At 71.3% G+C, this 20,013-nt stretch carries 19 protein-coding genes and 2 pseudogenes; 5 read left to right on the top strand and 16 right to left on the bottom strand.

Annotated elements, in window-relative coordinates; translation table 11 throughout:
* Positions 1–106: 106 nt before the first annotated feature.
* The gene (locus tag ACFPQ9_RS08030; RefSeq protein ID WP_380848904.1) at positions 107–1,516 is read left to right on the top strand and encodes a PepSY-associated TM helix domain-containing protein; all 1,410 of its coding nucleotides are present in this window, start codon (positions 107–109) and stop codon (positions 1,514–1,516) included.
* Positions 1,517–1,592: 76 nt separating this feature from the next.
* Here ACFPQ9_RS08030 and ACFPQ9_RS08025 read toward each other — a convergent pair whose 3' ends face one another.
* The 3 genes from ACFPQ9_RS08025 to ACFPQ9_RS08015 are packed head-to-tail and all read right to left on the bottom strand — an operon-like array spanning position 1,593 to position 2,933.
* A complete protein-coding gene (locus ACFPQ9_RS08025; RefSeq protein WP_380848901.1) occupies positions 1,593–1,940 on the bottom strand; it encodes a tetratricopeptide repeat protein in 348 nt (115 codons plus the stop codon).
* 49 nt (positions 1,941–1,989) lie between these two features.
* Positions 1,990–2,445 carry a MarR family transcriptional regulator gene (locus tag ACFPQ9_RS08020; RefSeq protein WP_380848898.1) on the bottom strand — a complete coding sequence of 152 codons (456 nt, stop codon included), beginning with the start codon at positions 2,443–2,445 and terminating at the stop codon, positions 1,990–1,992.
* Positions 2,442–2,933: a MarR family winged helix-turn-helix transcriptional regulator gene (locus ACFPQ9_RS08015; RefSeq protein WP_380848895.1), complete on the bottom strand. Its 492-nt coding sequence runs from the start codon at positions 2,931–2,933 to the stop codon at positions 2,442–2,444. Before ACFPQ9_RS08015 ends, ACFPQ9_RS08020 begins: the two co-directional genes overlap by 4 nt.
* 113 nt (positions 2,934–3,046) lie before the next feature.
* Here ACFPQ9_RS08015 and ACFPQ9_RS08010 point away from each other — a divergent pair, with 113 nt between their 5' ends.
* Positions 3,047–4,012: a pirin family protein gene (locus ACFPQ9_RS08010; RefSeq protein WP_380848892.1), complete on the top strand. Its 966-nt coding sequence runs from the start codon at positions 3,047–3,049 to the stop codon at positions 4,010–4,012.
* Positions 4,013–4,119: 107 nt separating this feature from the next.
* On the opposite strand, the gene ACFPQ9_RS08005 is transcribed toward ACFPQ9_RS08010, so the two are convergent.
* The 4 genes from ACFPQ9_RS08005 to ACFPQ9_RS07990 all read right to left on the bottom strand — a co-directional run bounded on the left by ACFPQ9_RS08005 (position 4,120) and on the right by ACFPQ9_RS07990 (position 8,148).
* Positions 4,120–5,139: an NADPH:quinone reductase gene (locus tag ACFPQ9_RS08005; RefSeq protein ID WP_380848889.1), complete on the bottom strand. Its 1,020-nt coding sequence runs from the start codon at positions 5,137–5,139 to the stop codon at positions 4,120–4,122.
* Between the two features lie 97 nt (positions 5,140–5,236).
* Positions 5,237–6,130, bottom strand: a complete 894-nt coding sequence (locus tag ACFPQ9_RS08000) for an aldo/keto reductase (protein WP_380848887.1) — start codon at positions 6,128–6,130, stop codon at positions 5,237–5,239.
* Positions 6,127–6,684 carry a TetR/AcrR family transcriptional regulator gene (locus ACFPQ9_RS07995; RefSeq protein WP_380848884.1) on the bottom strand — a complete coding sequence of 186 codons (558 nt, stop codon included), beginning with the start codon at positions 6,682–6,684 and terminating at the stop codon, positions 6,127–6,129. Before ACFPQ9_RS07995 ends, ACFPQ9_RS08000 begins: the two co-directional genes overlap by 4 nt.
* A 309-nt stretch (positions 6,685–6,993) precedes the next feature.
* Positions 6,994–8,148: a M24 family metallopeptidase gene (locus ACFPQ9_RS07990; protein ID WP_380848881.1), complete on the bottom strand. Its 1,155-nt coding sequence runs from the start codon at positions 8,146–8,148 to the stop codon at positions 6,994–6,996.
* 214 nt (positions 8,149–8,362) lie between these two features.
* On the opposite strand from ACFPQ9_RS07990, the gene ACFPQ9_RS07985 reads away from it, so the two are divergent.
* The 3 genes and pseudogenes from ACFPQ9_RS07985 to ACFPQ9_RS07975 all read left to right on the top strand — a co-directional run bounded on the left by ACFPQ9_RS07985 (position 8,363) and on the right by ACFPQ9_RS07975 (position 12,811).
* The gene (locus ACFPQ9_RS07985; RefSeq protein ID WP_380848878.1) at positions 8,363–9,883 is read left to right on the top strand and encodes an FAD-dependent monooxygenase; all 1,521 of its coding nucleotides are present in this window, start codon (positions 8,363–8,365) and stop codon (positions 9,881–9,883) included.
* Positions 9,884–10,281: 398 nt separating this feature from the next.
* Positions 10,282–10,545 (top strand): annotated as a pseudogene (locus ACFPQ9_RS07980) (hypothetical protein); the annotation flags it as partial.
* A 271-nt stretch (positions 10,546–10,816) separates the two neighbouring features.
* Positions 10,817–12,811, top strand: a complete 1,995-nt coding sequence (locus ACFPQ9_RS07975; protein WP_465269557.1) for an aconitate hydratase — start codon at positions 10,817–10,819, stop codon at positions 12,809–12,811.
* Between the two features lie 20 nt (positions 12,812–12,831).
* On the opposite strand, the gene ku is transcribed toward ACFPQ9_RS07975, so the two are convergent.
* The 9 genes and pseudogenes from ku to ACFPQ9_RS07930 form a co-directional block, all read right to left on the bottom strand.
* Positions 12,832–13,848: a non-homologous end joining protein Ku gene (gene ku, locus ACFPQ9_RS07970; protein WP_380848875.1), complete on the bottom strand. Its 1,017-nt coding sequence runs from the start codon at positions 13,846–13,848 to the stop codon at positions 12,832–12,834.
* A 64-nt stretch (positions 13,849–13,912) separates the two neighbouring features.
* Positions 13,913–14,335: a CBS domain-containing protein gene (locus ACFPQ9_RS07965; protein ID WP_380848872.1), complete on the bottom strand. Its 423-nt coding sequence runs from the start codon at positions 14,333–14,335 to the stop codon at positions 13,913–13,915.
* 109 nt (positions 14,336–14,444) lie between these two features.
* A complete protein-coding gene (locus ACFPQ9_RS07960; protein WP_380848869.1) occupies positions 14,445–14,798 on the bottom strand; it encodes a hypothetical protein in 354 nt (117 codons plus the stop codon).
* Positions 14,799–14,984: 186 nt separating this feature from the next.
* Entirely contained in the window at positions 14,985–15,443 is a 459-nt protein-coding gene (locus ACFPQ9_RS07955) for a CBS domain-containing protein (protein ID WP_380848866.1), read from the bottom strand.
* Between the two features lie 171 nt (positions 15,444–15,614).
* Positions 15,615–15,844, bottom strand: a pseudogene (locus ACFPQ9_RS07950) (helix-turn-helix domain-containing protein); the annotation flags it as partial.
* Between the two features lie 243 nt (positions 15,845–16,087).
* Positions 16,088–16,789, bottom strand: a complete 702-nt coding sequence (locus ACFPQ9_RS07945; RefSeq protein ID WP_380848863.1) for a response regulator — start codon at positions 16,787–16,789, stop codon at positions 16,088–16,090.
* Between the two features lie 128 nt (positions 16,790–16,917).
* Positions 16,918–17,595: a CBS domain-containing protein gene (locus ACFPQ9_RS07940; RefSeq protein ID WP_380848860.1), complete on the bottom strand. Its 678-nt coding sequence runs from the start codon at positions 17,593–17,595 to the stop codon at positions 16,918–16,920.
* A gap of 23 nt (positions 17,596–17,618) precedes the next feature.
* The gene (locus tag ACFPQ9_RS07935; RefSeq protein WP_380848857.1) at positions 17,619–18,083 is read right to left on the bottom strand and encodes a cyclic nucleotide-binding domain-containing protein; all 465 of its coding nucleotides are present in this window, start codon (positions 18,081–18,083) and stop codon (positions 17,619–17,621) included.
* A 106-nt stretch (positions 18,084–18,189) separates the two neighbouring features.
* On the bottom strand, positions 18,190–19,902 hold the full coding sequence (locus ACFPQ9_RS07930; protein WP_380848854.1) for a SulP family inorganic anion transporter: 1,713 nt from the start codon (positions 19,900–19,902) through the stop codon (positions 18,190–18,192).
* Positions 19,903–20,013: the final 111 nt, after the last annotated feature.

Here is a 20,013-nt window from a genome sequence, read left to right as displayed (position 1 = left end):
CCCTTGTGGCGTACGTCACTTGAGGTGGCGGGAACTCGGCGGCCTCGCGCTCCGACTACTGGACCGCTACAGCAGAGTCACTCCCCACTCCCCGGAGAAGCCGCCGATGTCCACCGCCCCCACGACCTCCACGGCGGAGGCGTCCCCGCCCGACGCCCCGGCGTCGTCGCCCCGTAGATGGGCACCGCTGCGCCCGCTCGTCCTGCGTCTGCACTTCTACGCCGGAGTTCTCGTCGCGCCGTTCCTCCTCGTCACCGCGGCCACCGGATTCCTGTACGCCGGGGCCTTCCAGGCCGAGAAGTTCGTGTACTCCCACGAGATGACCGTCCCGGTCGGTGACGCGAAACTGCCGATATCCGAGCAGGTCGCCGCCGCCCGCAAGGCCCACCCCGAGGGCACGGTCTCGGCGGTACGGCCGTCTCCGGCCGACGACGAGTCGACCCGGGTCCTGCTGTCCGGCGTCGAAGGCGTCGACGCCGACCACGCGCTGGCAGTCTTCGTCGACCCGTACACCGCCGAGGTGCGCGGCGCTCTCGAACAGTACGGCTCGACCGGCGCGCTGCCGCTGCGCACCTGGATCGACGAGTTCCACCGCGACCTCCACCTCGGTGAAACCGGCCGCCTCTACAGCGAGTTGGCGGCCAGCTGGCTGTGGGTGATCGCGGCCGGCGGCCTGGTGCTGTGGTTCTCCCGCCGCCGCGCCCAGCGCAAGGTACGGGGCACCAGCGGCCGTCGTCGCACGCTCGGCCTGCACGGCACCGTCGGCGTCTGGGCCGCCCTCGGCTTCCTCTTCCTCTCGGCGACCGGTCTGACCTGGTCGACCTACGCGGGCGCCAACATCGACGAGCTGCGCACCTCGCTGCGCCAGGCCACCCCGTCCATCTCGGCCTCGGCGGGCGGCGAGCACGGGGGTCACGGCGGCGCTGCCGGTGCGGGCGGGAGCGGCGACCAAGGGGTCGGCCTCGACAAGGTCCTGGCCGCCGCCCGCGCCGAGGGCCTCGGGGACCCGGTGGAGATCGTGCCGCCCGCCGACGCCTCCTCCGCCTACGTCGTCAAGCAGGTGCAGCGCAGCTGGCCGACCAAGCAGGACTCCGTCGCGATCGACCCGGCGAGCGGCGAGGTGACCGACGTGCTGCGGTTCGCCGACTACCCGGTGCTCGCCAAGCTGACCCGCTGGGGCATCGACCTGCACACCGGGGTCCTGTTCGGGCTGGTCAACCAGCTCGCCCTGATGGCCCTGACGCTCTGCCTGATCCTGCTGATCGTGTGGGGCTACCGCATGTGGTGGCAGCGCGGCCGCGGCTCGGCCTTCGGGCGGCCCATTCCGCGCGGCGCCTGGCAGCAGGTGCCCCCGCAGATCCTGGTCCCGCTGGTGGCGGTCACCGCGGTGATCGGCTACTTCGTGCCGTTGCTCGGTATCTCGCTGGCGGCCTTCATCGTCATGGACGTGGTGCTCGGCGAGATGTCCCGTCGGCGGGGGAAGCGGACGCCGGAGCCCACCGAGAGTGCGAGCTAGTACGCGTGCATGACTCGGGGCCCGGTTCCGGGGGGAACCGGGCCCCGACTTCTGCTCCGGGCTCGCCGAACGGGGCTCAGAGCTCCTCGAAGTCACCCGTCAGCGCGGACGCGAGACGCAGGTGCGGCTCCGCCTCCTCGTGCCGCCCCTGACGCTGGAGCGTGCGGCCCAGCATCAGCCGGGCGTACTGCTCCACGGGGTCGCGCTCGACAATGACGCGCAACTCCGTCTCCGCACGCCGCAGTTGGGCCGAGTGGTAGTAGGCGCGCGCCAGCAGCAGCCGCGGACCCGTCTGCTCGGGCACCTCCTCGACCAGCGTGCCGAGGACGCGCGCGGCACCCGCGTAGTCCTTGGCGTCGAAGAACAGCTGCGCGCGCTCCCAGCGCTCGGCCGGTGTTCCGTGGTCGTAGTACGTCGTCTCCACTCTGACCTCCTTCGTCGCGCTCAACGAAGGGCAGTGGTTCAATATTCCACTACTTGGTGCCGGCGGTCATGTCGGCGAACTCGGCGTCGGCGCGCTCGGTGATGAGGGTCAGCACCCGACCGGCAACGGCCAGATCCTCCTCCGGGATCCCGTCGTAGATGCGGGCGGTGATGGGGGCGGTCGCGGCTGACGTGCTCGTGAAGCGCTCCCGCCCGGCCTCCGTGATCCGTACCGCGGACGGCTCCTGGGCGGTCAGCAGTTCTGCCGCGATCAGCTCGTCGACCACGGAGTGGACCTCCGCCGCGTCGATCTTCAGCGCGCCGACGACGCCGTCGACGAGGGTGTGACGGTCGACCGGCCCCTCGGCCACGGCCACCAGTCGCAGGGTGACGGACTGCTGGAAGGTCGAGCCGTGGCGGGCCAGCACGTTCTCCAGCAGGGCGCGGCCGGCGTAGTGGGCCAGGGCGATGACCCGCGGGTCGAGCAGGGGAGTGGCGGTGGTCATGACTGCTCCTTTTCGGACTCGCTGTCGATGACGGACGGGTCGAGAGGTACGTCGAGCAGGGTCGTCAACTCACGGGTGAACTCCCGCGTGCGCGCGCTGTTCAGTCCGCCGAGTGGTGCCAGCAGCTGTTGCAGGAGCCCCTGGACGACCTCGATGGCCTGCCGGGTCCGCTCCCGCCCCTGCTCGGTCAGTGCCAGTTGCACGGCGCGCGGGTCGCGCGGATCCCGGGTGCGTTCGAGCAGTCCGGCCGACTCCAGGGAACGCGCCAGCTTGGAGACGTACAGCGGCTCCAGCCCCGTGTGGTCGGCGAGGCGCCGCTGACTGGGGCGCTCTCCTTGGCGCTGCATGCCGTAGAGCGATGCCACCAGCGCGTACTGCGCGTGGGTGAGCCCCAGCGGGGTGACGGCCCGGTCGACCGCCACCCGCCACTTCGTGGACAGGCGCCACACCAGGAATCCCGGCGAGACCCTCTCGGAACCCTTACTCATGGCAAATACATTACATGGCTACTATATCCATGGCTACTATTTTCTCGAACGCATCGAGCCAGCCCGGGGGTACGGACTGACGAGGCGGCCCCCGCAGGGCTAGGTTGGGCCTCATGAGCAATCTTGATCGCGAAGCGGTGCCCGCCGTCTGCGGCGGCCGCGGCTTCGTCGTGGCGGAGCCCGTACGCGAACTTCTCAGCCCTCGCCGCGTCAAGCTCGGCGAATCCACCGAAGTCCGTCGCCTGCTGCCCAACCTGGGCCGTCGCATGGTCGGCGCCTGGTGCTTCGTCGATCACTACGGTCCCGACGACATCGCCGAAGAGCCCGGCATGCAGGTGCCGCCGCACCCGCACATGGGCCTTCAGACGGTGAGCTGGCTGCACGAGGGCGAGGTGCTGCACCGCGACTCCACGGGCAGTCTCCAGACGATCCGCCCGCGCGAGCTGGGTCTGATGACCTCCGGCCGGGCGATCAGCCACTCCGAGGAGAGCCCGAAGTCGCACGCCCGCTTCCTGCACGGCGCACAGCTCTGGGTGGCCCTCCCGGACAGCCACCGGCACACCGACCCGCACTTCGAACACCACGGCGAGCTGCCGACCGTCACGGCGCCGGGTCTGCGCGCCACGCTGATCCTCGGCGACCTCGACGGCGCGACCTCGCCCGGCACGACGTACACGCCCATCGTCGGCGCCGACCTGACTCTGGCCCGCGGGGCCGACGTACGCCTACCGCTGGAGCCGGACTTCGAGTACGCCGTCCTGTCCATGTCCGGCGAGGCCCACGTGGACGGCGTGCCGGTACTGCCCGGCTCCATGCTCTACCTCGGCTGCGGCCGCACCGAACTCCCGCTGCGCGCGGAGTCGGACGCGGGCCTGATGCTCCTCGGCGGCGAGCCGTTCGAGGAGGAACTGGTCATGTTCTGGAACTGGATCGGGCGCACCCAGGCGGAGATCGAGCAGGCCCGTGAGGACTGGATGAGAGGCTCTCGCTTCGGTGAGGTGAAGGGGTACGACGGCGATCCGCTGCCGGCGCCGGACCTGCCGCCGGTGCCGTTGAAACCGCGGGGAAGGGTGCGTTGACCTGTAGGAATGCCTGAAGTCACACGGTTGGCGGCAGCACCTTTGACCTTCTCGAAGATCTGCACCACCGAAGACTTCGTAAGAGCGTGGCCGGACAACACCGGTCGTCACGCTGTGACGTCCACCAGGACTTTGCCGACGGTGCTGTTCTCCACCGCGCGGTGTGCGTCGGCGGTGCGGTGGAGCGGAAAGCGGGTCAGCGGCAGGCCGTGCTCCTCGCCGACCGGCAGGGCGCCGTCACGGACGGCGGCGGCGATGTCCTCAACGGCGGCGGCGCGTGCCTCCGGTCCGGCGGTGTAAAGCACGAGGAACTGCAAGCGTGTGTTGAGCACCATGTGCCGCAGCACGTCCAGTTCGACCTGCTTGCCACCGACGTTGGCGTACGTGGCGATCGTGCCGCGCGTCCGCAGTACGGCCAGGTCCAGGGCGAGGTTCGCGCCCAGGGCCACCTCGGCGACGATGTCGACGCCGTCCGGGGCGATCCCGCGGATCTCGGCGGTCGGGTCGCCTTCGCGGTAGTTGACGACGTGGTGGGCTCCGGCGGCGGTGGCCAGCCGGGCCTTCTCCGCACCGCTGACCGTGCTGATCACGGTGGCCCCGGCCCATCGGGCGAGCTGGATCACCGCGTGCCCGACCGCCCCCGCACCGCCCGCGGCGAGGACCACCCTGCCGTCGAGTGCCCCGGGCCGCAGCCGCCGCGGTCCGTCCTCGGCGACGGTGAGCGTGCGGTGCGCGGTGAGCGCGGGGACGCCGAGTGACGCGCCGACGTCGAACCCGGTGTCGTCGGGCAGCGGCACGGCCTGATCGGCGGGTACGACGGTGAACTCGGCGGCGGTGCCGTAAGGCCGCCCGGCGGCGGCCATGAGCAGCCAGACCCGCTGACCGATCCGGCCCTGGTCGATGCCCGCACCGACGGCGTCGATCGTGCCGGCGCCGTCGAGGTGCGGCGTGACCTCGGGGAAGTGCTTGATGTGGTCGGGGCCGGAGCGCGCCTGCCAGTCGGTGGGGTTGACCCCGGACACGGCGACCCGGACGCGTACCTCGCCGGGGCCGGGCGCGGGCAGGTCGCGGTCGACGAGCTGAAGAACGTCGGGGCCGCCGTTGTCGCGGTAGATAATGGCCTTCATGATCCGTTCCTTGGAGCCTGGTGGGGGAGGGGGGTTGCCGGCGCGGCCCGGCGTTACGGCAGTTGGTGTGGTCGCGCCCAGGGCCGGGTGGGTCTCGTCAGCCGATGGGGGCGTCGTTGGAGCGGGACTTGATGGCATCGAGGGCGGCGAGGGTCGCGGCGTCGAAGGAGATCTCGCCGGCCGCCATGTTCGCCTCCAGGTGGGCGGCGTCGGCGGTGCCGGGGATGAGCAGCACGTTGGGGGAGTGGTGCAGCAGCCACGCGAGGCCGACCTGGGAGGGCGTGACGCCCAGGGACTCGGCCACGGTGCGCACCGTCGGCTCGTCGGTCGCCTTGGGCAGGCCCGGGAAGGCCCCGCCCAGCGGGAAGAACGGAACCCAGGCGATGCCCTCGGCCGCGCACAGGCCGAGTATGTCCTCGTCTTCGCGGGAGACGAGACTGTACGCGTTCTGCACACAGACGATGCCGGCCGGCAGCGCGCGGCGCAGAACGTCGAGCGTGACGCTGCTCAGGCCGATCGCGCCGACCTTGCCCTCGTCGCGCAGGGCGGTCATCACCGCGAGCTGGTCGTCGAGGTCGACGACCTGGTCGCCCTCGGGACGCAGGCCGGGCCCGGTGTCCAGGCGGCGGAGGTTGACGACCGCCAGCCGGTCGACGCCGAGGCTGCGCAGGTTGTCCTCGACGCCGGCGCGCAGCTGCTCGGGTCGCTGCGCCAGCCGCAACGGCACCCGCCCGCCCGGGTGGGGCTCGGCACCGACCTTCGTCACCACCAGCACGTCGTCCTCGGGCCGCAGCACCTCGCGGATCACGTCGTTGGCGAAACCGAAGCCGTAGAACTCGGCGGTGTCCACATGGTCGACGCCCAGCTCGACCGCGCGGCGCAGCAACGCGACGGCCTCGCCGCGGCGATCGTGCAGGCGCTCGAGCTGCAAGGCGCCGTAGCCGACGCGTAAGACGGTACGTCCGGCAAACGAAGCGGTCAGGGGCGTCATGACGCTGTCTCCTCGGTCGGTGATCGCAAGGCGGTGTACAGCAGTTCGGCCTGATAGAGCGCCATCACCCGGTGTGCGATCGGGGTGGCGCGCTCGCGGGCCTCGGCCGGCTCGTGCTGCTCGACCTTGACGAGCCATGCCGAGACGCAGTCGTGCAGCATCGCGCGCATCCGATCGGTCATGTCGACGACGATGTCCCGGATCGCCGGGTTGGTGGTCGCCTCGCCCCAGGTCTGCACGCCGACCCGGGCCTCGGCGGGGTCGATCGCGGCGATCAGGCGGGCGAGCAGTTCGTCGGGGTCGGGCGGGACATCGCTCGCGGCGTGCTCCGCGAGGACCTCGGCGCGCTCGGCGAGCACCTCGCGGGCGGCGGCCTGGACCAGTTCGGCCTTGTTGCGGTAGTGGGCGTAGATCGAGCCGGCCGAGAGACCCGACTCGGCGATGATGTCGGCGATCGAGGTCCGCTCCAGGCCGTTGCGGCCGAAGCAGCGCACGGCGGCCTCGGCGATCTGGGTGCGCCGGAGTTCCTTGCGCGCATCGGTGAGCCGCGGCATCACAACCCCCACAAAAAGAATGCATGTTCTGCTTGTTACGACACTAGCAGAATGGCTGTTCCGTTTGCGGTGAGTGCGTCGCGTACGGAGACGGACGACGTCACTCACGCTAGGGCGATCGTCGTGGCATTGAGGGCGTCCGGCGGGTGTTCACCGCCCTTGTCGAGATCGTGCGTGACTGGCTCGGTCGGTCCTCCGCGCGGCATCGCGTCTCGGTGACCGTCGACGGCGACACGATCGAGTAGGAGCGTGCGTCCGACGCCGGGCGCCGCGACCTGGTAACGCGCGACCCGACGGGGGGCGGTGCCGTTATGCGGGGCGCATGGGAAAGCGCGGCGTGCTGGTGAGGGGTTCGCCGCCGTCGTTCGTGACGAGCGCGGTGTCGGAGATCGCATATGTACCGACCTGTGGGTCGACGACCCAGGACTGGACGTGGAAGGTCATGCCGGGGCGCAGAGCCATGTCGTTGCCGGGCCGCAGGCTGTCGACCCGCCCGGACATCCAGCTCGGGGGGAACCCGAGGCCGACCGAGTAGCCGCAGTGGTGCCGCCGGTAGCCGCGACGGAGCCGAGCCTCGACCGACGTCTTCCAGTCGCCGTACACGTCCTGGGCCGTGCGCCCCGGGCACAGTCCGGCGAGGATCGCGTCCAGTCCGGTGTGGGCGATGTCGGCCGCGGCGCCGCCCCCTCGGCCCCCGTGCGGGCGAACAGTCCGTCCCAACGGGGCGTGGTAGCGCCGGACTGCCGCGGACAGCTCGAAGAAGAGGGTGTCCGCGGCAGTGATCGGGTCGTCGGTCCAGGCGACGTGTTCCTGCCTGATCTGTTCGACAGGCCGCACGAGTGGCACGAACCCCGGGTAGTCGCTTCCAGCGGACAGCATCGCGTCCTGGATCGCACCTACGACCTCCCCGCCCGTGCACTCGCCGGCCGCGGCGTCGACACCGGCCCGCATGCCGATGTCGGACAGCCTCCCGGCTTGGCGCAGGCAGGCGATCTCACGGTCGCTGCGGATCGCCTGTGCCTCGGCCAGCACCCCGGCGCAATCCACCCACACCGGCGACCCGAGACGACGGTCGATGCCCCGCCATACGGCCACGGGCATCGACAAGGACTCGGGCTGACAGCCGATGCGCCGCTCGTCGCTCGCCAGTGGGTGAACCACGTCGTACAGCACGTCGCACGGATCCTGACCGTCCTGGTAGCCGGCGAACGCGCAGCCATCGGATTGCACCGCCGCCGTCGCGGCCTCCATCTCCCGCGCCACCAGCGTCGCCGTCTGCGACCGTGTGTCCAGCACGAGTGCGGTGAACACGAAGTGCCCCTGGTTGTGCAGGCCGCTGAGGTAGTACACGTCCTCCGGGGCCGTGACGATCGCGGCATCGACCTGCAACTTCGAAAGCAATGCCCTGGCCTCGGCACGGCGCCGCACGTACTCCTCGGCGGGGAACGTCTCATCCGAAGCCATGGACCCCTCCTTGGACAGGACTCCCCGATGTTCCGCTCTGCGTTCCGCTCCGTATGAGCCGGCCTCACCGAGTACCCGGCAGGCTCCCCGGCCATGTCCCGCCCGGAGACGCCGCGTCACCGCGTTTACGGCCGTATGCCGAGGGGACGCGGTCACGAGGTCGCACCGGCCGCCGAGTCCCGCACTGCCCGTCAGACCGGGTGGAGGATCCACGATGACCGACAGGACCACCGACACGGACGTGCTGGTCGTGGGCGCCGGCCCCACGGGGCTGCTGCTCGCCGCCGAACTCCGACGAGCCGGCGTCACGACGGTGCTCGCCGAGCGCCGCGACACGGAGAACAACCTGACCCGCGCCTTCGCCGTCCACGCCCGCACCCTCGAACTCCTCGACGCCCGGGGAATGGCCGACGAACTCGTCGCCGCCGGCGTCATGGTCGACGGCGTCCGGCTCTTCGAGCGGGCCGAACTCGACCTGACAGAACTGCCCACCCGGTTCCCCTGTGTGCTGGTCACACCCCAGTACGAGACGGAGCGTGTGCTGCACGAACATGGAGAGTCCCTGGGCGTGGACATACGCCGGGGCACGGAGCTGGTCGCGCTGCGGCAGGACGCCGATGGGGTCGACGCCGAACTGCGCGACCGGGACGGGACGGTGCGCACTGTGCGGGCCTCGTACCTGGTCGGTACCGACGGTGTGCACAGCACGGTGCGCCACGAGCTGGGGATGCCCTTCCCCGGCCGCTCCTCGGTGATGAGTTCGGTGGTCCTGGCCGACGTACGGCTCACCGAACCCCCGGCGTCGACTCTCACCGTCAACGCGACCGGGGACGGCTTCGCCTTCATCGCGCCGTTCGGCGACGGCTGGCACCGCGTCATCACCTGGTACCGCCACCGGCAGTTGCCCGACGACGCGCCCACGACCCTGGAGGAGGTCCGTGAGGACACCCGCCGGGTCCTCGGCACAGACTTCGGCATGCACGACGCGCGCTGGTTGTCCCGGTTCCACAACGACGAGCGCCAGGTCCCGCACTACCGGCAGGGCCGAGTCCTGTTGGCCGGCGACGCCGCCCACACCCACTCGCCCGCCGGTGGACAGGGCATGAACCTCGGACTCCAGGACGCCTTCAACCTGGGCTGGAAACTGGCCGCCACGGTACGCGGCCGCGCCGACGACGCGCTGCTGGACAGCTATGAAGCCGAACGTCACCCGATCGGGCGGCAGGTGGTGCGCATGACCGGAGCGCTCGTCCGGCTCTTCTTCCTGCGCACACCGCCGTTGCGCACCCTGCGCGGGCTGCTCGGCGGCACCGCGATGCGCATCGGGCCCGTCCGGAACACGGTGGCGGGGGCGCTGTCGGGGATCGGGATCCGCTACCCCGCCGGACCGGGCGAACACCCGTCGGCAGGGGCCCGAGCCCCCGACCTGCCGCTCTCCGGTGACACAAGGGTGGGCAGGCTCTACGAGGCACTGCGCACCGGAAGGTTCGTCCTGCTGGCCACCGGGTCCCTGGAGGCGTACGCACACGAGAGGGAGGTGTACGACGTGGACGTGCACCGGGTTGCCGAGGAACGCGCCGCGGCCGTACCGCCCCTGATCCTCGTACGACCGGACGGCTACATCGCCTGGGCCACCGGCCGGCCCGACCCCACCCGCCGACGTGACGAACTCACCGACGCGCTGGAGCACTGGTGCGGGCACCGGACCAGGCAAGCCGTCAACTCCGCCGGGTGAGGCGAGAGGCCGCACGTCGAGATCGGCGGTGAACGTCTCCGCGGGCCTATACCTGGCCGGTTCACGGGTACCCGGTTCCGTCGGCCGGCGCACCCGTGGTGAGGAGCCAGTTCCGTGGCACGAACGGACACCTTTCCCGACGGGCGACGCGCGGCCCGGCCCCGCGAGGGCCCGGTCCGGGGCCAGGCGGCCGGGGCGCTGGCGCTGTCCGTGGCACCGGTCTGCATCGACCTGTCCGGCGCCGACGCGGGCACGGCCTCGGCGTACCGCTGTCTGCCGGCCGTGCCCGTCCTGGCGCTGCTCGCCCTCCCGGAGTACCGCCGTGAGGGGCGGCCGCCCCGGCGCCAGGTGTACTACGGGCCGGCGGGCGGGGCGTTCTTCGCGGGGGACATGCTGCTGTGGGCGAAGGCGATCACCGAGGTAGGGGCGGGCTCTGTCTCGACATCGTCTCCGGGCTGGGCGGGGCTGCCTGGGGCGCCCTCGATCTCTCGCCCTCCTGGCAGACGCTCGGATGGCTGGCGCTGGTCGCGCTCGGCAGCCAGGTGGTCGGCCGGCTGCTGGTGGCCGTCAACTCGCCCCGGCTGCCCAGCCACCTGGGCGCGGTCCTGCTGCTGCTCACCCCGGTCGGCGCCCTGGCCCTGGGCGCTGTGGTGCTGGGTGAGCAGCCGACCGGCGCGCAGTGGCTCGGCTGCGCGCTGATCCTCGTCAGCGCCTGCGTGACGGCGGGCGGCAGGCCTGGCGGGTACGACAGCCGTCGTGCCGAAGACGCCGGCGGGTCGAGCGTCGGTCGACACCCGGCATCGTGTGACCGGGGCCGCGGCGCCGGTCCCCGGTCAGGGGGCCGGTCGACCCGCTTGCGCCCTCACGGCTGTCGGTCGCGCGTCGCGGGCCGCGGTTTGCCGTTCGCGGTGCGACGGACGCAGTCTGGAAGACGTGACGCGTTCCCACGGCACACTGGCGCACCGGCTGATCGCCGACCATCTGGTCGACGGCCGGATGGAACGCGGTCAGGAGATCGGGCTGCGGATCGACCAGACGCTCGCTCAGGACGCGACCGGCACGCTGGTGATTCAGGAACTGGAAGCGCTCGGTCTGGACCGGGTCCGTACCGAGGTCAGCGTCCAGTACGTCGACCACAACCTGCTCCAGGCCGACGAGCGCAACGCCGAGGACCACGCCTTCCTGCGCTCGGCCTGCCGCCGCTTCGGAGTCTGGTACTCCAAGCCCGGCAACGGCGTCTCCCACCCCACCCACATGCAGCGCTTCGGCATTCCCGGCCGGACGCTGGCCGGGTCGGATTCGCACACCTGCGCCGCCGGGTCGCTCGGCATGCTCGCGCTCGGCACCGGCGGCCTGGAGGTCGCCCTGGCCATGGCCGGACGACCCCTGTACGTGACCATGCCGGAGATCTGGGGGATCCGTCTCGCAGGCCGGCTGCCGGAGTGGGTGAGCGCGAAGGACGTGGTCCTGGAGATGCTGCGGCGCCACGGCGTGAAGGGCGCGGTCAACCGGATCCTGGAGTACCACGGCCCTGGTGTGGCGGACCTGACCGCCATGGACCGACACGTCATCGCCAACATGGGCGCCGAGCTGGGCGCGACCGCCTCCGTGTTCCCCGCCGACGCGGCGGTGCACGACTTCCTGCGGACCGAGGAGCGCGAGGCGGACTTCCGGGAACTCTCCGCCGAGCCGGACGCGGTCTACGACCTGACCGACGAGATCGACCTCGGCTCCCTGGAGCCGCTCATCGCCCGCCCCACCTCACCCGGCAACGTGGTTCCGGTGCGCGAGGTTTCGGGCGAGCCGATAGGGCAGGCCGTCATCGGCTCCTCCGCCAACCCCGGGCTACGGGACTTCGCCGTCGCCGCCGCGATCGTCGCCGGCCGCCAGACCCACCCGGCCGTCAGCTTCGACATCAACCCGACCTCCCGCGAGATCCTCGCCGACCTCACCAAGATGGGCGCCACCGTCGACCTGATCGCCGCCGGGGCCCGCATCCACCAGGCCGGATGCCTCGGCTGCATCGGCATGGGCCAGGCCCCCGCGGCCGGACGCAACAGCCTGCGCACCTTCCCACGCAACTTCCCCGGCCGCTCCGGCACCGAACAGGACGCCGTCTGGCTGTGCTCGCCTGAAACCGCCGCCGTCTCCGCCCTCACCGGCGAGATCACCGACCCCCGGGACTGGGCAGCCGAGGAAGGCATGGCCTACCCGCGCCCGCGCCTGCCCGAGCACGCCTCGGTCAACCGCGCCATGCTGGAACCTCCGTTGCCGCCCGATCAGGCCGCCCGTGTCGCGCTGGAACGCGGCCCCAACATCTCCGGCCTCCCCGACTTCGATCCGCTCCCCGACACGCTGGACGGTCCTGTCCTGCTCAAGTGCGGGGACAACGTCTCCACCGACGAGATCTCCCCGGCCGGGGCGAAGGCACTGCCCTACCGCTCGAACATCCCCAAGCTCGCCGAGTTCACCTTCACCCGCATCGACCCCGGCTACCCCGGCCGTGCCGCCGACCTGACCACCGACGGCCTGCCCGGCCGTCACTTCGTCGTCGGCGGCGAGAACTACGGCCAGGGATCCTCGCGCGAGCACGCCGCCATCACCCCACGCCACCTCGGGCTGCGCGCCGTCGTCGCCAAGTCCTACGCCCGGATCCACTGGCAGAACCTGACCAACTTCGGAGTCCTGCCCCTGGAGTTCGACGATCCCGGTGACTACGACCGAATCGACACCGGCGACCGGCTACGGCTGACCGACCTGCGAACCGCCCTGCGACCCGGCGCCGAGCGCCGCCTGCGGCTGCACAACACCACCAAGGACGAGACCTACGAGGTCAGCCACCGCCTGTCCGACAACCGCCGGCGCACCGTACTCGCCGGAGGTACGATCGCCGCCCTCGCCCGCGAGGAGCACCACGGCGGCGACTGACGTTCGCGGACTGCGAGGGGTCAGGCGGCGCTTCTGCCGCGGCGTCCGGCCCCGGCGAGGGCGTCGATCAGGTCCTGACGGCTCATCTTGGAGCGGCCGGTGATGTCCTGCTCCGTGGCCCGTTCGTACAGCTCCGCCTTGCTGAGTTCCCGCAGTTCGCTTTTGCGGTCGCCGCGCCCGCGCGCTGCTTTCCGCTCGGCCTTCCTGCCACCGGTCCGCTTCGCCGGACCCTTTCGCGCGGACTTCCTCCGCCGCTTGTCGCCGGCCTGGTCGAGACTGGACTCCAGCACCGACATCAAGTCGATCACGTTGGTCGCCTGTGGTGCCTCTTCGGCGAGGGCCACCTCCTCGCCCTCGGCCTTCGCCTTCACCAGGTCCCGTACCTTCTCCTGGTAGCTGTCGCGATAGCGGTCCGGCTCCCAGGGCGCACTCATGGCGTCGATCAGCTGGACCGCCGTGTCGCGTTCCTTGCCCCGGGCCGCACGACCCGAGGGCAGGTCGGGCAGCTGCTCGCGCGGGTCGCGGACCTCGTCCGCCCAGTGGAGGGTCTGGAGCACCAGAACGTCGTCCTCGGCCCGCAGGGCGGTCAGGTACTGCTTGCCGCGCATCACGAAGGTGGCGATCCCGACCTTGCCGGCCTCCGCGAGCGCCGCGCGCAGCAGATCGTAGACCTTGGCGTACTCCTTGCCCCGCGGGCCGACGTAGTAAGTGCGGTTGAAGTAGGCGGGCTCGATGTCGGACAGGTCGACGAAATCGCTGACGTCGATGGTCTTGGACCGGCCCGGCGCGATCTCGTCCAGTTCATCGGGCTCCACGACGACGTATTCGCCGTCGGCGGCCTCGTAGGCCTTGACGATGTCCTTGCTCGCCACCTCCTTGCCGGTGCGCTCATTGACCCGCCGGTTGCGGATCCGGTCGGCCGTACCGCGTTGAAGCTGGTGGAAGTGGACCGTGTGATCCTCGGTCGCGGTGAACAGCCCGACCGGAACGCTGACCATGCCGAAGGTGATCACACCGGTCCAGATCGCACGTGCCATGACCGACCACTCCCATCCCACCAGTCCTGCAGAGGCGCACGCGGGACGAGTACCCCCGCAGGGGTCAGCGGTTCGGTTCCGCGGCGCTGATGTCGCCGAGAGCCGATTCCGGATCACGCTCGATGGCCAGGTCACCGATGGAGACGATGCCCACCGCGTGATGCCCTTCGTCGACCACTGGCACTCGCCGGACGGAGTGCTCACGCATCACCTGCACGGCACGGGCCAGGTCGTCGTCGGGTCCGACTGTGACCAGATCTTCGCTGCAGGCGTGGGCCACGGTCGTCTGCCCCGGATCGCCGCCCTCGGCCACCGCGCGGATCACGAGGTCACGGTCGCTGACAAGGCCGCGCAGCTGATCGCCCTCGGTGACCAGGACGGCACCGATGTCCTCGTCCCGCATCATCCGGGCCACCGTCGTCACGGAGGTCAGAGGTTCGACAGTCGCCAGGTCGGTTGTCATGACGTCTCGGACATGCTGAGTCATGGGAGCGTCCCTCCTGGGTGTGGGGCGGTGGTGTGGGGCGGTGCCTTTCACCGCCGTGCATCGCCCGAGTACCCGAAGCCGGCCGCCCGGCACGGCCACGCCTCGGTCCTCACGCCGCCGTGGCCAGCGCGGTGGCCGTGGCGATCGCCGTGTCGGCGCGGGCGTGGATGACCAGGCGGATGTCCTTCGTGTCGGCGCCGGCCGCGAGAAGTCGTCGTACGGGCGCGCTGTGAGTGGCCACGGACATCACCAGGTCGAGATGGCTGCACAGATGATGGGCGCGGAGAACCACGCTGAGGGCTGCTTGGGTCGGCGCGGGTTGGTCGAGGACGATCACGACCGAGGCCGGCTTGTGCCCGTGGACGAGATCGCTGATCTGTGCGAGCAGGACGGCCCTCGCTTCGATGCCGGGGTCGTCGTGCATCGTGATGACGAGGACATGTTTCTCAAGTGTGTGAGACATCATCACGGTTCGATCCTTTCCGTCCCGAAATCCGCCCTCTGTTCGGACTACCCGGTACCGGGATTTCAATTCAACACGCGGCCCCTGGCCGACCGGGGCGAGCCGGTGCCGTTGACGCCGCGAGGAAGGGTTCGCTGACCTGACGGGTGATCCGCGATGCACTGTCCCCCAGGCGGACGGTCTTCCTCATCCCAGGCTGAGGAAGTGCTCCATCAGCCGGGCTGCCGTGATCGCTCCCACCGTCCGGGTCTCCTGGCCGGCGCTCTCGACGACCGCCACCAGTGGCGTGCGCGTACGGATCATCAGCGCGGTGATCTGTGCGACATCCGTGTCCGGCCCGACGACGGTCGGCAGGGTGCGGTGACGGGGGAGCCATTGCGCGACGGTGGATCCCTCCAGCTTCTCCGCCAGCCGCTCCAGTTCGGAGGCGTGCAGGGCCAGCGCCTGCGCGGAGTCCTCCAGCGCGTAGTCCGGGACGATGACGCGCAGGAGCTGTGATCCCGGGACGATCGCGTAGGGCCGCTGATCCGCATCGAGGACGAGCAAGGCCGGGAGCCGCCGTTCGACGAACAGGCGGGCCGCCATCACCGCGTCGTCGTCGGCCGAGACCGCCGGATACGGCTCGGCCAGGTCGCGTGCCCGCATGCGCGGTCCCCTCTCCTCGGCGACCCGGGATGGAGCAGAGTCGCGAACCTGGCACACCTGGGGCGACCGTACCTGTGTTGTCCCCACGCGTCACCGGTGCGTCCTCGCCGGTGAGTGCGTACCGGGCGACGGTGCCGGAGATCCGGTCTCCCTCGGCGTCCCGGCTGCCGATCACAGGGGTCTTCTCGGCCAGTCGAGCAGGCGGGCACCGATGACCGCGGTCTGCCGGGTGCAGCGGTGGGCGGGGTCGGCGGGGTTGGTGCCGGTGAGGGTGCGGACGCGGTCCAGTCGGTAGGTGAGGGCCCATACGCTCAGCCCATGCGCTGGGCGACGTCGAGGGCGTTGAGGGCTTCTTCGTAGCTGTGGCCGATGCCGACGGCGCCGGGCCTGGGCCGGCCGACTCGCCTCTCCTGTCAGTTGCCGGGTTGCCGGCCTACACAACACCGTCTCCGGCCTGGGCATCACGCTGGGCAACCTCGTCTCCGGCCCGCTGTGGGACTTCGCCCGACGGCACCACGCCCTGTGGCCGACCTGGACGGCTCTGACCGCCATCGGACTCGTCTGCGGCCGCGGTCACCGCCCTCGCCCGTACCGGCCGGCTCATCCCCGGGCGACAGCCGGAGCCCGCCCCCGGCTGATGGTGCTCAGCGCGTTGGCCGGTCCCCGGGGTCCGGCTGCTCCAGGTGGGAGGCCAGGACGGCGGCCTGGACCCGGCGCTGGACGCCCAGCTTGGCCAGTAGCCGGGAGATGTGGTTCTTGACGGTCTTCTCCGAGAGATAGAGCTTCTTGCCGATCTCGCGGTTGGTCAGGCCGTCGCCGATGAGGGCGAGAATGTCCCGCTCGCGCGGGGACAGGCTCGCCAGCTCCGGGGGCACGGTCGGTGTCTCGGCGGGGTCGGCCCGCAGCGAGCGCATCAGACGGGCCGTCGTCGCGGGGTCCAGCATGGACTGGCCCGAGGCGACCGTGCGGACCGCCGAGACCAGGTCGGATCCCCTGATCTGCTTGAGGACGTAACCCGAGGCACCGGCCATGATCGCGTCGAGCAGGGCTTCCTCGTCGTCGAACGACGTCAGCATCAGACAGGCCAGCTCCGGCATCTGGCTGCGCAGCTCACGGCAGACCGTGATGCCGTCGCCGTCCGGGAGACGCACATCCAGCACGGCGACGTGCGGGCGCAGGGCCGGGCCGCGGACGAGGGCGTGCGCGACGGTGTCCGCGTCGCCGACCACCGAGATGTCCGGTTCCGCGTCGAGCAGGTCGGTCAGCCCCCGGCGTACGACCTCGTGGTCGTCCAGCAGGAACACGCGGATCGGGTTCTGCTCCGTGAAGGCGCCTGGCCCAGTCATGACGACCCCTTGTACCCCGGTGTGGCTTCTCATGACGATCATCGCTCGCCGGGGGCCGGACGCACTAGGGCCGACCGGCCCAACTCGGCCACGAGAAGCGCCCCGGTCGGCCCCGGGGGAGGCCGGCGTCACCGGCCCGGAGCGGTGCTCTCGGCCACCCCCAGCGGAGCCTCCAGGGCGAAGTCCACGTCCACCACGCCTTCGACGGCACGGATCAGTCGGGCGGCGACCGGGATCAGGGACGTGTCCCGGACGCGCCCGGCGAGGTTCACCACGCCGTCCCGGACCTCGACCCGGATCGCCGAGGACGACATGGGGAAGAGGTGGGCGACGACCTCGCGCCGCACCTCCTCGGCGATCTCGTCGTCCGTGCGCAGGAAGACCTTCAGCAGGTCGGCCCGGCTGACGACGCCCTCCAGCATGCCCAGCTCGTTGACCACCGGCAGCCGCTTGACCTTGGCGTGGGCCATGGTCCGGGCGGCCTGGGCCAGCGTCGCGTCCGGGCGGGTGGTGAGCGCCGGGGAGGTCATCAGCTCCTCCGCGGTGACCGCACCGGCCTTCGCCAGGTCGGACAGGCGGCGCAGCTGGGTATACCGGTCGGGGTCGCTGTCGCGGAACTCCTCCTTGGGCAGCAGGTCGGCCTCGGAGACGACGCCGACCACCCGGCCCTCGCCCTCCAGCACCGGCAGGGCGCTGACCTTCCAGTCCTGCATCAGCCGCACGATCTCCACGAAGCCGGCCCGACGGCCGACGGCGGCGACCGTGTGGGTCATGACGTCACTGACGATGTGCGGATTGCCGTACATGATCGCTCCTCCTCGCGTGCCGGTCAGACCGCGCTGCCGGCGCCGTACGGGGCGTACAGGTCCAGCAGCCGGGTCCGGGCCGAGCGCAGCCGGTGGGCGAGCACGTCGCCGACCCATTGCGCGACGGCGTTGCCCAGCGCCGGGTCCTCCCGGCACATCGTGCGCACGGCCGTCGCGTCGAACTCGTACGCACGTACAGGGGTCGTCGCCTCGGCGCCCAGGTGCCAGACGTGCGGCGTGAACAGCCAGGACCAGCCGACGAGTTCGTTGTGCCGGAGGCTCTCGATGACGGCCGCACGGCGACCCGGTACCCGCATGTCGAGTTCGACGGTGCCGGTGCGGATGATCCAGAACCGGTCCGCCCTGCCGCCCTCCTCGAACAGGCGCGTCCCTTCCGGGAAGGACACCTCGCGGGCCATGTGCATGAGCCGCTGCCGGTGGTCGGCCGGCAGGGCGCGCAGCATGCTGGGCGTGGGTGTGGTGATCATGGCGTGCCTCCCGACGGGTGCAGGGACTTCCACTGCCAGCGTCCGCCGGCTCGCCACGGCGGACCATGGGCCACCCGGCCCGTCACGACGGGCCACCCGGCTCCGCCTACAGGTCGCCCGACCACTCCCGGTAGGCGGCCACCGCGGTCGGCAGCGTCGGAAAGATCCGGTCCGCCCCCACGGAGTCCGCGAGGCCGTACGCCTGGAGCTCCTCCAGGAGGTCCTGCTTGACGCGGGCGAGGGCGAACACGATGTCGCGGCCGATGAGCTCGCGGCGCAGTTCGTCCACGGCGTCCAACGCGGTGATGTCGACCTCCACATTGGCCTCGGCGTTGAGGACGAACCAGCGGACGGGGACGCTCTGCCCGTCGACGGCGGCCAGGGCGCGGCGGCGGAAGTCCTCGGCGTTGGCGAAGAAGAGCGGGGAGTCGTAGCGGTAGACCAGCAGCCCGGGGATCGTCCGGGCGGTGGGATGGTCGTCGACGTCGTGCATGCCCGCGATCCCGGGCACCACGCCCTGGACCGCGTCGTGCGGCCGGGCGACCCGGGTCAGCAGCTCGGCCACCGACAGGCCGACCGCGACGAGGACGCCGTAGAGGATGTCCAGGGCGAGCACACCGGCGAGACAGCCGAGGGCGAGCAGGAGTTCGCGGCGGCGGAAGGACGCCAGCCGGCGGAAGCCCGCGAGGTCGATCATGCGTACCGCCGCATAGACGACGAGCGCTCCCAGGACGGCGGACGGTGTGCGGCTGAGCAGCGGGCTGAGGAAGAGCAGGACCGCGAGGACCACGACCCCGGCGACCAGCGAGTACACCTGACTGCGCGCGCCCGACGAGGAGGCGAGCGCCGTGCGGCTGGCGCTGCTGCTGACCGGGAACCCGTGCAGGGCGGCGGCGCCGAGGTTGGCCGCGCCCAGCGCCAGGAACTCCTGGTTGGCGTCCAGCTCGGGACCGTCGTCCGCGGGGCCGGCGAACGCCCGCGCGGTCAGGATGAAGTCCGTGTAGCCGACCAGGAGTACGCCGAGGGCGGGCAGCACCAGACCCGGCACCTCGGACCAGTCCGGCCCGGTGAGTCCGGGCAGGCCCGAGGGGACGTCGCCGATCACCTTGACGCCGTACCGGTCGTCGAGGTCGAAGAGCACCACGGCGAGCGTGCCGAGAGCCACGGCGAGCAGCGGACCTGGCACGGCACGGACGTACTGCGCCATCAGGAAGAGGAGCACGAGGGCGGCGGCCGAGAGCAGGACGGTGGCCGTGTGCGCCTCCGCCAAGTGGCCCGCGAAGGACCACACCTGAGAGAAGAACCTGGATCCCGTCGTCTCGACCCCGGTCAGCTTGGTCAGCTGGTCCGCCGTCATGATCAGCGCCACGCCCGCCATGTAGCCGATCAGCACCGGGCGGGAGAGCAGATCCGCGAGGAAGCCGAGCCGCACCGCCCGCGCGACCAGGCACAGCAGACCGACCGTGACCGCGAGCGTGACGGCCAGGGTGGCGTACCGGTCGGGGTCGCCGACTGCGAGCGGGGCGACCACGGTGGCCGTCATCAGCGCGGTCGTGGACTCCGGCCCGACCGACAGCAGGCGCGAGGATCCGAACAGCGCGTAGAGGCCGAGCGCGGGCAGGATCGCCCACAGTCCGGCGACCGGCGGCAGTCCGGCCACGCCCGCGTACGCCATCACCTGCGGGACGAGATACGCCGCCACGGTGACGCCGGCGAGGACGTCGCCCCGCAGCCAGGAGCGCCGGTAGCCGAGGAGGGCGACGACTCCCGGAACCGGGCGCCGCCACCGCGGAACGTGCCCGCTCCTGCCCTGCTCCATCGGCCACCCTTCTGCGTCGCCTCAGGATCCACCGGCGTGCCCGCGGCCGCGAGAGGTGGATCGACACCGGCCGAGCATGCACCCCAACGGGCCCTTCGGGCACCCCCGTTC

The organism is Streptomyces coerulescens, assembly GCF_042657965.1.
Lineage (GTDB): Bacteria > Actinomycetota > Actinomycetes > Streptomycetales > Streptomycetaceae > Streptomyces > Streptomyces coerulescens.
The sequence above is the reverse complement of the archived record's forward strand: the minus strand, read 5'-3'. Positions and strand labels throughout refer to the sequence as shown.